This is a genomic window from Candidatus Nomurabacteria bacterium (assembly GCA_023898525.1).
In the GTDB taxonomy this organism is placed as follows: domain Bacteria; phylum Patescibacteriota; class Minisyncoccia; order Phycocordibacterales; family UBA918; genus OLB19.
On record CP060227.1, the window covers coordinates 1,074,573 to 1,087,875 of the forward strand.

The window sequence follows — 13,303 nt, forward strand, 5'->3', positions numbered from 1 at the left end:
TGTTATAACCAATGCTATAATTTATATTATGATACTCATGACCAGACAAGATACACTTAGCGTACTTATTACTTTTGTTATTGGCTTAGTGGCTGGTGGTTATTATTATATAACCGGATTTTCATTTAAGGATTCTGACGTTTCTACGAAAGATACCTACAGCGATTTCGCAATTGTGGGAAAGGCTTACGGAAATTGTCAAAGTGATGGCTGTTTATCATTTCAATTGTTGTCAGACGGCACCTATCGAGTATTGCTGAACAAGGCTGACGTTGGAGAGGTTAGTAAGGAGGGAGTGGTACCGAAAACTCTAAGAAAGGAATTAACTGACAATATAGAGACACTTGCTTTGAAGCAGTTATCTAAGAAAGTTTCAACCAAGAACTGTTCTTCAATGGAGGGTGGGGTTGACTATAATTTTAAGATCACTCGCGCTGGAACTGATTATGAATTAGATACTTGCAAAACTAATATCAACTACAACACTGAGGCTTGGTCTAGTCTTGCAAAACTATGGAACTATTTTGAAACTATAGAATAGCGAAAGATTTTATCAACTGGTACGTATAAATAATTGTGAGAAGTGAGATTCTCACAATCTTTTTTTACTTGGATAAATTGAAAATTGAATATGCAATCAAAATCATTACTAATTGCACTAGCAGCCTTTGCAGTTACGGCTACCGGAGTACAGGCATATATAGGAATTGATGAGTTAAATAAGGCTGGATTTTCTCGCGATCAAATTGAAGCTTTTTCGCAAGCACGTGAATACCGTTCAAAAGGAGAGGATGAAAAAGCTAGAGATGTATTGCTAGAGGCTGGTGTAGACGAAGCTAAGTTGGATAGTTTACGTCAGATATCTAGGGAGTCACACATGAAACTTCATAAAACCTTAGAGGATTCTGACTATGAAGGATTTAAGGCGGTAATCAGTGGTTCGCCATTAGCTGACATCATAACGACCAAGGAAGATTTCTTGCAATTTAAGGCTGCTCATGAGATGAGGCAAGAAGGTAATTATGAGCAGGCAAAAATTATATACAATGAACTTGGGCTAACTAAAGACGCTAAAGCAGGTCATTATAAGTCTAGCCACAATACTCAACATAGGTATTTTGATCTAACAGATGAACAGCGTGATGCTCTTAGAGCAGCTCATCAAGCAAACGACCGAGAGACTGTGCGAGCGATTCTTGAGGAGGCGGGTTTGGTGGACAGTAATAGTGTATAAGCAGGTTGTCCGTAAATAGAATATGTTTGCGTGTTATGTGCTTTAGTGCTTGATCACGAGGGGGGGGTAGTGAACAACACAAAAGCGTCGCGTCCTTTAGGGCGCGACGCTTTTCTGCTATCATTATCTAATGAAATTAAATTATCTTTTTCTCCTACTAATTTTTCTCTTACCAACAGCTACTACGCAAGCCTATAATCCGGTTATTAACATCGTTACAGTCCCGTATTCGGTTACGGCGGTTGGCGGCAGCTTGTCACTACAAAGAGAATTTTTGGGCGAGTTAAAAAACGATCCGCATATGTATGAATTTGTAGTGGGTAGTTCAACAGAACTATACTTGCGTTTAGCTCAACTTGAATCAGATAAGCTGGTCCCTTTTTCCTTGATTCTAGTACAACAAAATGAGAATCGTGGTGGAGTTACTGAAATTGGTCGCACGAACAACGTAAAAGCTAAGTGGGAGCCAATCCACGATGATTTGCTAGGTCTTACCATGGACTATTCAGATCCTTTTGTTGTTACCCTAAAGCCGGGTGTTTATAGAGTAGAAGTCAGTACTCCTGATAATGTTGGTAAATATGTGCTGATCGTGGGACAAGAGTCAGTTGATAATGGGTACTTTAGTGAACTCTCCAATGTACGTACAATCCAATCTTTTTTTGGAAAATCAATGTTTTCAATGCTTAAGTCAAGTTACGTTTATTATCCGATTGGTATTGTAGTCTTATTAATTGTCATTTATCAAACCTGGCGCCGACGACAGCAAATAAGTAACATCAATCATGCTTAAATTTATCGTAATAGTTATATTCATTACTATTTTTGCCTGGTATGCTAACCAAGCTTTTAATGGTGGTTTATGAAAATAAAAAATGATAAAACTTGGTACGTCTACATGCTGAGATGTTCTGATGATACTCTATACACTGGAATAACCACCAATCTTGGCCGTCGGATAAACGAGCATAATGAAGGAAAAAGCGGTGCTAAGTACACTCGCGCTCGCCGCCCGGTTGAGTTGGTTTACAGCGAATCTCTACATGGTCGCCAACTAGCGAGTAAAAGAGAAGTTGAGTTGAAAAACTTTACTAAATCTGAAAAAGAGAAAATCTTGACAGATTATAGATATTCTGCAATAGTTTGATTTGCGCACGTCAGTAATTCATGGGAGGTAATAAGATGCTAGCGAAGCTAGATGTTTTGATTGAGGAATTGGGTATGGTACTTTATGTACTGCTGGTTCTGGGTGTGATTGGGTTCATTGGGTTGGAGGTTTATGAAAACTGGGATTTTTACAAAGCCGTCTTAGTTGTTTCATTCCCTGTTTTGGTCGCAGTCTCGTTCTTCATTTTAGTTGTCTGTAGCAGTTAAGTTAAGTATAGACAAAGTTAGGTTTTATCGGTATGATAGTGGCACTTTTGGGCGCGTTTGGCTTCATTGGTAATACGCGTCCTTTCTCGTTTAAGGATTATGGTAAGCGGGTAATGGAGGTTTTAATATTTTAATTTTAATCATTTTTTTATATATGGCACAGGAAATTCGTAATATCGCTATCATCGCACACGTAGACCATGGTAAAACTACTTTGACTGATGCTTTGATGGAGCAGACTGGGGCACGTGAAGGAGAAAGCTCAATGGACAGTAACGCGCTAGAGCGTGAGCGTGGTATTACGATTTATGCCAAAAATACTTCAATCGAGTATAAGGGTACTAAAATCAATATAGTAGATACACCGGGTCACGCGGATTTTGGCTCTGAGGTGGAGCGCGTCTTGCGCTCTATTGACTCAGTTCTTTTGGTGGTAGATGCGCAGGAGGGTCCGATGCCACAAACTCGCTTTGTACTCAAAAAATCACTAGAACTAGGACTAAAGCCAATAGTAGTCTTAAACAAGATCGACAAGCCGGCCGCTGACCCAGAGCGAGCTGAGGAGCAGGTGTTGGAGCTCTTCTTGGAATTAGGGGCTGATGATGATCAATCGGACTTTACGGTGGTATACGCAATTGGTCGTGATGGAGTAGCTAAGCGCAAGATGGAAGATGAGCTAAAAGACCTATCGCCACTGCTTGATGTGATATTGGAAGAGGTGCCAGCCGCTCGTGCTTATACAGAAGGTGAAAATCTGCGTGCTCAGGTGTTCAATCTTGGTTATGACAACTTCCTTGGACGTCTGGCGATTGCTCGCATCTACGAAGGATCTGTGAAGGCGAATCAGCCTTTGTTTATAAAGCATAAGGGTACCGAAACCGGAAAAGGTAAAGTGGTAAAACTTTCTACTTTTAAGGGTATACAGAAAGTCGATGTTCAGGAGGCTTTTGCTGGTGATATTGTGATGATTGCCGGATTTGCTGATATTAATATCGGAGATACTTTGACTGATAGTGAGTCAGCTGAGCCATTACCAGCGATTGCGGTAGACGAACCAACCATTGCTTTGCAGTTTATGCCTAACTCTTCACCTTTCGCGGGACGAGAAGGTAAGTATGTAACTTCACGTCAGATTCGTGAACGTTTAGAAAGAGAATTGGAGATAAACGTGGGTTTGCAGGTGGACTTCTCTCAAGGTGACACTTTTGAAGTGCGAGGACGTGGTGAAATGCATATTGCAATTTTGCTTGAAAATATGCGTCGTGACGGTTATGAACTAGCGGTGTCGCAACCGCAGGTAATTATTAAGGAGGAAGAAGGACAAAAAATGGAGCCGTTTGAGGAAGTAACGATTGATATACCTGTAGAATTCCAGGGCGCGGTGATTGAGCGTCTTGGAAATCGTGGCTTTGTCATGATGAATATGGTGCCACACGACAATCAGGTAAGACTTATTTTTGAAGGGCCAACTCGCGGACTTCTAGGCTATAAGAATCAATTTATCGTTGATACCAAGGGTGAGGGTATTCTGGCTTCTCGTGTACTTGGTTTTCGTCCTTATGCTGGTGAAATCAAAAAACGCCAGGTTGGCTCAATGATATCAATGATTCAAGGGAAAGCGCTTGGTTTTGCTTTGTATGGACTACAAGATCGTGGTCAGCTATATATCGGAGCCGGTACCGAGGTGTATGAGGGTATGGTGATTGGTAACACTTCCAAGGGTGAGGAGATGACGGTAAATCCAACCAAAGGTAAGCAGCTCACTAATATGCGTGCTTCTGGCTCAGATGATGCTATTAACCTAGTGCCACCAAAGACCATTACTATCGAGCTTGGGCTGGAAATCATGGCGGATGATGAATATTTAGAGATTACACCGGAAAGCACCAGACTACGCAAGGCTTTACTGAAAGAAAGTGAGCGAAAGAGAGGGAAGTAATTTGGTTTGTAGAGGTAAAAAATAGGGCGGAACCTACGGTTCCGCCCTATTTTTAATCTAGTCATATAGATGATTACGTGTTATAAATTGCAATAGAAGCACGATTATATCAACTAAATTAGGAGAACATAAGAATGTTTGAATTAAAAGACCAACATTTTAATGAGATTTTAGGTTTTTTAAAAAGTAGGGGTATGCTTATCATAGATGTTTGCTCGGATAAGCGGATGTCTGATAATAAAAGTACTAAAATTTTAGTAGCTCCAGAAATGGGTCTTTACACAGAAGATCAATTGAATGAGCTTATGCAAAAGCTGCGGGCACTTGGAGAAGATTACACTGTTGTCGGTAAAGATTTTCATTTGTCACCGCTTGGTAACTTCTGTTATGGAACTCTGTCTATAACCTACAATACCTATTTGCAGCAGAGTGAGACAAGGGTAACTGTGTTTGTTTACCCGGACCACTTTCTAAGTGTATTGGGTAAAAAGTACAGAAAATACGATATATTTTATCCTATGTGGAAGTTTAGTATATACAGAGTTCTGATGACGTTACGGAATCTTTTAACCAACATCTAGAACTGTATTGAAAGACGGTCTCACTTTGGGACCGTTTTTAATATATGGCTTATAATTCCAGACTTTTTAACAAAACCTGCAATTCTTCACCACCTATCTTTCGATACTGATTTGGCTTTAGACTTCCTAGTTCAATATTCATGATTCTAACTCGCTTCAAGTTTTGGACTTGAAATCCCAAAGCGGCACACATGCGACGGATTTGATGTTTTTTACCTTCGGTAATAGTTAGTTTAAAACGCTTGTTATTCTTTGGATTTGCTTTTGTTTTAGCAGGCTTAGTTTTGTAGCCTTCTATGTCGACTCCGGTTTCCATGAGTTTAGTAAACATTCCAGTTACAGGTTTATCAACCGTTACATCGTACTCTTTTTCATGGTTAGCTTCTGTGTCCAATAGTGGTCCAGTTAGGCGACCGTCGTCCGTTAGAATCATTAATCCCTCAGAATTTTTGTCCAGGCGACCAATCGGATTTACTCCGGTTATTCCATAATCTTTTTTGAGTCTGGTGGCTATATCAATCTCATGCTCAGCTGGTGAGTGGGTAATAACACCGCGACCTTTGTAATAAGCTAAATAGGTATGTTTTTTAGGCTTACCAATGAGCTCGACAGTGTCACCCTTCGCTACTTGCTGTCCAAGAGTAGCTTTTTTGCCGTTTATCAATACTTTTCCAGACTCAATCAAAGCATCTGCCTCACGTCTGGAGGCAACTTTTTGTTCAGCTAGATATTTATTTATCCTCATCGGAAAATTCATGCCTATAGATTGCAATAAAAAAAACAATATTGCAAATTTGAACATGGCACAAAGGAGGTCAGTAATTATTTTGTCTTTTGTTTGAAACTATGCGACCATAATAAATAGGCTTTATGCAAGACAATCCACCAACTGACATAGAATTGGTAAAAATGACGCTGCAACAGCGTAGTTCGTTTGGTTTTATTGTGGATCGTTATGAAGCCAAGCTCAAACGTTACATTAACCGGCTTGGTGTAAGGAATCCTGACGATCAGTTGGATGTTTTGCAGGAAATATTTATAAAGGCCTATAAAAATCTTAATAGTTTTGATACTTCATTATCTTTCTCAGCTTGGATTTATCGTATTGCTCACAATGAGGCAATCAGTTGGTATCGTAAGCATAAAGTTCGTCCTGAAGGGCATATGATTGCGGATAGTGAGGAGGTGTTGGGTTTAGTGAGTTCGTCTGCGGATGCACCTGACCTAGTCTTTGATCAAAACATAAATGCGGAAATATTAAATAAAGCCCTGCATAAGATTGACGAAAAATATCGCGAAGTTTTAATTTTGCGGTATTTTGAACACCTAGAATACGACCAAATATCAGATGTATTAAAAATCCCCATTGGTTCAGTCGGTACTTTGTTGCATCGTGGTAAAAAACAACTTTATGATGTACTAAATCATGAATCTATACGTATTACATAAAAAATATGGAAGATAAAACCAAAAATGAATTAAGACAAGTGGTTTTGGATAAAATTACTGAAAATGAAGTCCAGCCAATACCAAGAATAATGTTCACTGCTCTGGATGTTTTGATGTGGCTTTTGTGGATGCTGACGACACTTTTTGGTGCGTTGGCGGTGGCTGTGGTGATGTTTGTGGTTCAATCTCGTTGGTACTCATTCTACGAAGCTACTCATGAGGACTTTTTTACCTTCATGATAGAGGTCTTGCCGTATCTATGGATCTTTGTTCTGGTTTTTGTGATATTTTTATCTATTAAGCATATTAGACACACTAAGAGTGGTTATCGGTACCCAGTGGGGCTTGTGTTGGTTGTAAGCGTAACTTCAAGTCTCTTTGGAGGTTTAGTCTTACACCTTATGGGGGTTGGTTTTGGTGCAGATCGTTGGTTGGGGTTGGTCATACCGGCTTATGAGTCGCAAGAAAGAATGGAAAGGAATCTATGGCAACAACCGCAAAGAGGTCTTTTGGTTGGTCATGTACAAAATAAGGATCTAGATAAACCAGCGATGGCGATATTATTTGAGGATATTGATGGAAGAAATTGGGATATGGGGGTTTCAGATCTTAATGAGGAAGAGCTTGAATTTCTAGCTGCTGGTAGTAACGTGCGAGTCGTGGGGCAGGTTTTGCGTATATCTCCACCAAAATTCTATGCCTGTGCTGTTTTTCCGTGGACGTTTGATAATCCAAGAACCATTTCTGAGTTGAGGGAAACAAGAGAGAATATGATATCAAGAATGCTCCGTTACCAGGATACCAAAATAACAGATATAGATAACAAGACCAGTTTAAGTGCAGTTTGTGCTCAGATTGCGCCGGTGCATCGCCTGCATTTTCAATAATCTATCTCAAATTAAACTTTTCCCCAACATTTTTTGCTTGTCTTAAGAGTTTCCTAATATAATCAAAAACATATTAGTCTTAATCAGGTTCTTTTATGCATAATCAATCAATATCGTGGTTTTACCTCAGTTTGTCCATAGCTTTGGTACTTTCACTTTCTTTTTTATCAAACTTATTGTTGGTGGAAGCGGCAGATGAGGTGTTGTTTTCTCAGGAAACAGAAAGTGTTAGTAACAGCTCTAGCTTTATTTCACCAAGTATCGACGCTAGTGACTATAGTGAGTTGGAATTTAGTTTTACCTATGATTCAACCAAATTAGACTTCGGTCCACCACAAGACAGCTTCTCTTATGGTTATAGTATTGGTGGACAAGAGTTTGTGCTGGGTACTGTGCTAGGTTTAGCTGGTAGTAGTACAGACGAGCATGGCATTATAAATACACTCTTACCTCCTGAGGCAGCTGTTCCAAATATGGCCTTATTTATAAAGGTGGAGGCGAACTCAGGCGCTTCAAGCGACAAAGTTGTGATAACAAACATCTCTCTTCAAGGTACAGCAGCAGCCGCTACAGACATGTGTCCTAATATTGAAGGTAACCAAGCTGAAGTACCAGCGGGTTATGAGGTTCTGGACGGAGGAGACTGTCAAATGATCGAAATTGTCGATGAATCAGTCGACTTATGTCCTAATTTAGATGGTTTGCAGGAAGTTGTGCCTGATGGTTATGAGCTAGTGGATAATATCTGTACGATAGACGATCTGGAAGACGATTCTGTTGTAGAACCAGTGTCTGGAGATGATGACGAAGGGACGCAAGATGATGAAAGTATAGTTGATGAAGGAGAGAAAGACGTTGATGGTAAAAATCAGGAGGATGAAGATGGCCAGATAGGAGATCAAGAGACAGAGGAATCTGACGGGGTGAGTGGTCCAAGTGAAGAGTCAGAATCAGAAGATAGTTCTTCAGACAGTGACACTGGGTTATGTCCACCAGGGTATGCTAAATGGGTTGATCGCTTAAATGGCGGAAGTTTTTGGCAAGCCGACGATGTATATCAATCAGTGATATTGGTGGGGCGTGGTCATGCAAATAGGCGTAATTATGGCGTTAGTCGTCACGTCTATATTCCAGGACCAACCGAGGTTGGTGACCGGTATTACAATCGATTTGCGAGAATATCCCATGTTTGCGTGAGATAACTTAATTCTCAATAAGATCTAAATAGATAAAAAACGAGACTTTTTGTCTCGTTTTTTAATACTAAGTAAGAAAAATCATTGTAATACGTCATCGGTGCTACAATATAAATATTATGAATAAAAAACACATTTTTGGACTGAAAAAGCAAATTGCTTTAGTATTTACACTGTCAATTCTACCTTTTCAGTCAGTTGCTGCGTCTGGAATAGAAGTTTCTGGCTGGATACCGTGGTGGCAAGATGAGGCGGGAATCCAAAGTGCAACTAAAAATATTAAAAAGCTAGACACAATACGCCCCTTTGTTTATGAGATTGATAACAAGGGAGATATCATTGAAAAAACTGACATCCACAGTGATGAGTGGGAGGATTTTTTGAGGATTGCCAAGAGAAATAATGTAGAAGTCGTGCCTACAATTTCCTGGTTTGACGGGCAGCAAATCCATGAGACTTTAAGTGACAGGAAGCTAAGGAAGGCCCATATAAACGATATTGTGCGTTTGGTAAAATCAGAAGGATATGATGGAATAGAGATTGATTATGAACAAAAAGAGGCTGAAACAATAGATTATTTCTCAACTTTTCTAAAGGAGCTTAATAGAGCTTTGGGAAACAAAGATCTCAGCTGTGCAATAGAGGCTAGGACTCCACCAGAGGACCGTTTTAGGACGGTCCCCGAGGTACTAGAGTACGCCAATGACTACAAGGCGATTGGTCGCTACTGTGATCATGTGGAGATTATGGCCTATGACCAGCAGAGGGCTGACTTAACTTTAAATTCAGCCCGGGCCGGTGTTCCTTATATGCCTGTAGCGGATAAAGATTGGGTTGAAAAAGTCTTAAAATTAGCTCTCAAGGATATTCCGGCAGATAAAATCCAGCTTGGCATTTCCACCTATGGTCGTGTTTGGGATGTTTCCGTTGCGCCAAATTGGTATCGAGATTATAGGTTGGTCGCTACTCTCAATGTGCCTAGATTACGAGAACTTTCTAAGGAATATTCAACTCCAAGAGGTCGGACTAGTAGTGGAGAGATGATATACAGTTACTTTCCGGTGACGTCACCATATGTCGGTCTAACAGTCCTGCCTATACCGTCTGGTACACCTAAGGGTTTTGAAAATGCAGCTAGAGCCCTAATGTTTGCTGATATCACAAAGCAAGAAGTGGTGGTCCGGTTTGCAACTTACTCTGATGCTGGTGCGGCTAAGGATAAAGTAAAACTAGCTGATAAGTATAAAATAGGAGGTGTTAGCTACTTCAAAATTGATGGTGAAGAAGATCCGAAAATCTGGCAGCTACACTAAAACAAAACCTGCAAAAATAAGGATATAATATATAAAAGACATAAAGGACACCATAAAAATGGTGTCCTTTATCAATGTATAATCGTTGAGTAGTCGTTATGTTAATACTAGAATTATAATTATTAAGGCGGCTAAAATAAATAAATGTAGCTTCTTGTAAAAGATAACACTACCTACGCCAGAGTCTGTTACATGAAAATTTGAAATTTAATGGATTATGATTTTAGGACCCTGGATGGAGATTTGATTATTATTATAAAGTTATAGGTCACTCGCATTTATGCAAACTAGTGTTAAAGTTTGTTAGCGACAATTGTATTTGATACTACTTCATGACTCTGACTTCTATAATCTTGTATTATGGGAATTTATATAGTTATCTTTATTACTTTTGTCTTATTTAGTAGAACTTATCAACAGCACGAATCAGACAGTTTGTCTTAACTTGGCTATAATGTCTATCAGACGATTGAAGTGATGCAAAATAATTGGCTGAGACTTTTCAAAAAATTATCTAGCATCTCTCCACAACAGACTTCAATCGGCCAGTTCTATAAATTTTGAGCATCTCAAGATTATAGGACTTTAAGTTATTTAGTAATTTTAATATAAATAAATATGTTCGTAATACCAACAAATGTTGGCTTTACGCACCGGGTAGTCGCGATGCTCGTTGCGTGTGCGGTGGTGCTCTGGTCACTCGGAGCCTACGGAATTGCACAAGCAGCTAACCTTACAGATATTAGTAATACTTTAAGCGACTCGGGTCCAAGTGTGACATCAAGTCACGATATCAAGTTTAAGCCCGCATCAGGATTGGGAGCAGGTGATACAATCAGTATTATTTTCCCATCTGGCTTTACAGGAGTGGCTTCGACGTTAGTGGGGGACATCACCGTAACAGTAGATGGTGGCGGTGCCTCGCCAGGCGCGTTCTCAGCAGTAGGTCAGACGATATCGTTTAATAACATCACGGCTACTTCTACGCAAGAAGTACGAGTAGTTGTTAACGATGGAATAATCACCAATCCGGCTGGCATTCAGTCCTATGAGTTTCAGGTAACCACACCTCTTGATTCAGGTAGAATGAGAGTAGCGATTGTAGATTATGTTACCGTTAGTGCGATTGTAAATACCAGCTTTGACTTTACAGTGTCCGGCCTAGCAACATCTACAGTAATTAATAACGCTACCACAACCGGACTTTCTTCAACTACTACAATTCCATTTGGAGTTCTGTCAGCCGATACAGTTTACATGCTTGGACAGGAGCTAAGAGTTTCAACCAATGCGATTAATGGCTTTGTAGTAACAGTTCAGCAGGATGGAAACCTACGTTCATCCACCCTAGCTGATATTGATGGGTTTAGTGATGGTACATATGTCGATACTCCGACAGCTTGGAGTGCTCCAGGAGACTCTCTTCTCGATGAGAATACATGGGGACACTGGGGTCTAACTTCAGACGATTCTGATTTAAATTCAAATGAATTTAATGTTGGAACTGGCGGGGACAGATGGGTCGCGGCTAGCACTACTCCACGTCAGATCTTCTCTCACAACGGTCCTTCCGATGGAACGACTCAAGATTATGGTCTGGCAAAGGTAGGTTACCAAATAGAGGTGACACCACTTCAGGAAGCGGCAGATGACTATCAAACAACTTTGATGTACATCGCTACTCCAACATTCTAGTTAGCTAGGTCTAATTAACAAAAAAACCACATATATGTGGTTTTTTTGTTAATAATTAAAACTTCGGGATTGTTGTAGATGGTATTATTAGAAAATTAAATTATGAAAATCACATATAACCTGCGAACTTTACTAGTAATAACCTTATTAGCCTTTTTTTATTGTATATCTTTTGTATCAATTGCATTTGCTCAGGACGGTGTGGCTGGAGTGGGGATCAAGCCGGCAATAATTGAAGGAAAGATGGAGCTTGGTGAAACCAAGTCTTATACGGTGGAGTTGAAAAATCTTAGTGAAGCAGATCAAACTTTTTATTTATCTAAAAGAGATATAGAAGATGTAGGGGCTGGCGGAGTACCAAAGTTTGCTACTCAGCACTCTGAACAGTCAGGTTATGAGTTAGGTGATTGGGTTACACTTAATGAATCTTCTATCTTCATTCCGGCTGGAGATACTGCTAATATAAGCTTTAATCTTGATGTACCGGACTTTGCTTCGCCCGGTGATCACTTCGGGGCTATTGTAGTTTCGGTTGAACCGCCTGATATACGTAGTAGTGGTGCCAGTATCGGATATGAAGTAGCCAATATTATAAGTATAAGAATCGGTGGTGATATTGTTAATTCAGCTATGATCCGTCAGTTCTCGACGAGTAAGTACTTGTACTCAAATATTGATGTTGATTTTCTAGTTAAGATTCAAAATGATGGGAATACATTTATTAAACCCATTGGTCCGCTTGAGGTCACCAACATGTTTGGTAAAAAGGTTGCTCAATTAACATTTAATGAGTCACAGGCTAGAGTGCCTCATGCTGGTATTAATCCAGACAATAAGTCTGTCAATGTACGTGACTTTGAGATTTCTTGGAAAGATGACGGAACTGGCTTTGGAAGGTATGAAGCTGTACTTAGTGCTAGTTATGGTGATGATGGAGAGCGTAATACTATGTTTAGTACGGTGACTTTTTGGATTCTACCTATGAATATTGTCGGGCCGGCTCTATTTGTCTTGGTAGTTGTACTTTTGTCTGTGTACTTTGGAGTAAAATTATACATAAGAAGAACCGTGTCCATTATGACAGCCGGCTCAGCTAGAAAATTGGTACGAACTAGGCAAAGAGGTCAATTTCCAGTATTTCTGGTCTTTATATCAATGTTAGGCATAACCGCACTGTTTCTTATTGTGCTACTGCTGCTGTTCTCTTAATGATATAATTTAAGTTAATGAAGACTACGTTACAAAACTCTACCTATCATAGTTTGTTGCGCGTATTCTCAGTTGTTTTTGCAGTAGTGCTAGTGTTTGATAGTGGGGCTTTGATTCCTGCTACAAAAGGCTTATCTACTTCTACTCAGGAATATCTGGCCAATGTGGTTGGTGTTCAGGTTGGGGTTTCTCCGACTGAGGTTAATCAGCTAACTGCTCGTATTACCGAATTAGAGGGTGAACTAGAAGCGAAAGATAGGGAAATTGCAGTTAATTTTAATGAACCGAGTAGTAATGGCATGGACAAATCTACTCTCATTATCAGTATTATTCTGTTTATACTGCTTATACTCATACTTCTAAATTACGTTTTAGATTTCATTAGGTCGCGTGACAGGTTAGCTTTATAGTATTAAAGTAACAGCT

The 13,303-nt window shown here is 39.8% G+C and carries 15 protein-coding genes; 14 read left to right on the forward strand and 1 reads right to left on the reverse strand.

Annotation, left to right across the window (positions count from 1 at the left end; translation table 11 throughout):
- The first annotated feature begins 37 nt into the window (after window positions 1–37).
- The 7 genes from H6779_05415 to H6779_05445 all read left to right on the forward strand — a co-directional run bounded on the left by H6779_05415 (window position 38) and on the right by H6779_05445 (window position 5,128).
- The gene (locus H6779_05415; protein ID USN87804.1) at window positions 38–541 is read left to right on the forward strand and encodes a hypothetical protein; all 504 of its coding nucleotides are present in this window, start codon (window positions 38–40) and stop codon (window positions 539–541) included.
- Window positions 542–631: 90 nt separating this feature from the next.
- Window positions 632–1,234, forward strand: coding sequence for a hypothetical protein (locus tag H6779_05420; protein USN87805.1), 603 nt, complete (start codon window positions 632–634; stop codon window positions 1,232–1,234).
- 130 nt (window positions 1,235–1,364) lie between these two features.
- Window positions 1,365–2,027, forward strand: coding sequence for a hypothetical protein (locus H6779_05425; GenBank protein USN87806.1), 663 nt, complete (start codon window positions 1,365–1,367; stop codon window positions 2,025–2,027).
- Window positions 2,028–2,096: 69 nt separating this feature from the next.
- Window positions 2,097–2,381: a GIY-YIG nuclease family protein gene (locus H6779_05430; GenBank protein ID USN87807.1), complete on the forward strand. Its 285-nt coding sequence runs from the start codon at window positions 2,097–2,099 to the stop codon at window positions 2,379–2,381.
- Window positions 2,382–2,416: 35 nt separating this feature from the next.
- Window positions 2,417–2,608: a hypothetical protein gene (locus H6779_05435; GenBank protein USN87808.1), complete on the forward strand. Its 192-nt coding sequence runs from the start codon at window positions 2,417–2,419 to the stop codon at window positions 2,606–2,608.
- Between the two features lie 154 nt (window positions 2,609–2,762).
- Complete coding sequence (gene typA, locus H6779_05440) at window positions 2,763–4,547, forward strand: translational GTPase TypA (protein USN87809.1); 1,785 nt, start codon at window positions 2,763–2,765, stop codon at window positions 4,545–4,547.
- 134 nt (window positions 4,548–4,681) lie between these two features.
- Entirely contained in the window at window positions 4,682–5,128 is a 447-nt protein-coding gene (locus H6779_05445; protein ID USN87810.1) for a hypothetical protein, read from the forward strand.
- 49 nt (window positions 5,129–5,177) lie between these two features.
- On the opposite strand, the gene H6779_05450 is transcribed toward H6779_05445, so the two are convergent.
- A complete protein-coding gene (locus tag H6779_05450) occupies window positions 5,178–5,873 on the reverse strand; it encodes an rRNA pseudouridine synthase (protein ID USN88306.1) in 696 nt (231 codons plus the stop codon).
- 125 nt (window positions 5,874–5,998) lie between these two features.
- On the opposite strand from H6779_05450, the gene H6779_05455 reads away from it, so the two are divergent.
- The 7 genes from H6779_05455 (at window position 5,999) to H6779_05485 (ending at window position 13,287) form a co-directional block, all read left to right on the forward strand.
- On the forward strand, window positions 5,999–6,577 hold the full coding sequence (locus H6779_05455; GenBank protein USN87811.1) for an RNA polymerase sigma factor: 579 nt from the start codon (window positions 5,999–6,001) through the stop codon (window positions 6,575–6,577).
- 5 nt (window positions 6,578–6,582) lie between these two features.
- Window positions 6,583–7,464, forward strand: a complete 882-nt coding sequence (locus tag H6779_05460) for a hypothetical protein (protein ID USN87812.1) — start codon at window positions 6,583–6,585, stop codon at window positions 7,462–7,464.
- Between the two features lie 95 nt (window positions 7,465–7,559).
- Window positions 7,560–8,666: a hypothetical protein gene (locus H6779_05465; protein USN87813.1), complete on the forward strand. Its 1,107-nt coding sequence runs from the start codon at window positions 7,560–7,562 to the stop codon at window positions 8,664–8,666.
- Between the two features lie 113 nt (window positions 8,667–8,779).
- A complete protein-coding gene (locus H6779_05470; GenBank protein USN87814.1) occupies window positions 8,780–9,973 on the forward strand; it encodes a hypothetical protein in 1,194 nt (397 codons plus the stop codon).
- A 618-nt stretch (window positions 9,974–10,591) separates the two neighbouring features.
- Window positions 10,592–11,668, forward strand: coding sequence for a hypothetical protein (locus H6779_05475; GenBank protein USN87815.1), 1,077 nt, complete (start codon window positions 10,592–10,594; stop codon window positions 11,666–11,668).
- 102 nt (window positions 11,669–11,770) lie between these two features.
- Window positions 11,771–12,877, forward strand: coding sequence for a hypothetical protein (locus tag H6779_05480; GenBank protein ID USN87816.1), 1,107 nt, complete (start codon window positions 11,771–11,773; stop codon window positions 12,875–12,877).
- 17 nt (window positions 12,878–12,894) lie between these two features.
- Window positions 12,895–13,287, forward strand: coding sequence for a hypothetical protein (locus tag H6779_05485; GenBank protein ID USN87817.1), 393 nt, complete (start codon window positions 12,895–12,897; stop codon window positions 13,285–13,287).
- Window positions 13,288–13,303 lie beyond the last annotated feature (16 nt).

Excerpts from the sequence above, each read along its gene's own strand:
- H6779_05460 (USN87812.1), top strand. The coding sequence starts at position 6,583 with ATGGAAGATAAAACCAAAAATGAATTAAGACAAGTGGTTTTGGATAAA.
- H6779_05415 (USN87804.1), top strand. The coding sequence starts at position 38 with ATGACCAGACAAGATACACTTAGCGTACTTATTACTTTTGTTATTGGC.
- H6779_05435 (USN87808.1), top strand. The coding sequence starts at position 2,417 with ATGCTAGCGAAGCTAGATGTTTTGATTGAGGAATTGGGTATGGTACTT.
- H6779_05425 (USN87806.1), top strand. The coding sequence starts at position 1,365 with ATGAAATTAAATTATCTTTTTCTCCTACTAATTTTTCTCTTACCAACA.
- H6779_05485 (USN87817.1), top strand. The coding sequence starts at position 12,895 with ATGAAGACTACGTTACAAAACTCTACCTATCATAGTTTGTTGCGCGTA.
- H6779_05475 (USN87815.1), top strand. The coding sequence starts at position 10,592 with ATGTTCGTAATACCAACAAATGTTGGCTTTACGCACCGGGTAGTCGCG.
- H6779_05470 (USN87814.1), top strand. The coding sequence starts at position 8,780 with ATGAATAAAAAACACATTTTTGGACTGAAAAAGCAAATTGCTTTAGTA.
- typA (USN87809.1), top strand. The coding sequence starts at position 2,763 with ATGGCACAGGAAATTCGTAATATCGCTATCATCGCACACGTAGACCAT.
- H6779_05465 (USN87813.1), top strand. The coding sequence starts at position 7,560 with ATGCATAATCAATCAATATCGTGGTTTTACCTCAGTTTGTCCATAGCT.
- H6779_05450 (USN88306.1), bottom strand. The coding sequence starts at position 5,873 with ATGAGGATAAATAAATATCTAGCTGAACAAAAAGTTGCCTCCAGACGT.
- H6779_05445 (USN87810.1), top strand. The coding sequence starts at position 4,682 with ATGTTTGAATTAAAAGACCAACATTTTAATGAGATTTTAGGTTTTTTA.
- H6779_05455 (USN87811.1), top strand. The coding sequence starts at position 5,999 with ATGCAAGACAATCCACCAACTGACATAGAATTGGTAAAAATGACGCTG.
- H6779_05480 (USN87816.1), top strand. The coding sequence starts at position 11,771 with ATGAAAATCACATATAACCTGCGAACTTTACTAGTAATAACCTTATTA.
- H6779_05430 (USN87807.1), top strand. The coding sequence starts at position 2,097 with ATGAAAATAAAAAATGATAAAACTTGGTACGTCTACATGCTGAGATGT.
- H6779_05420 (USN87805.1), top strand. The coding sequence starts at position 632 with ATGCAATCAAAATCATTACTAATTGCACTAGCAGCCTTTGCAGTTACG.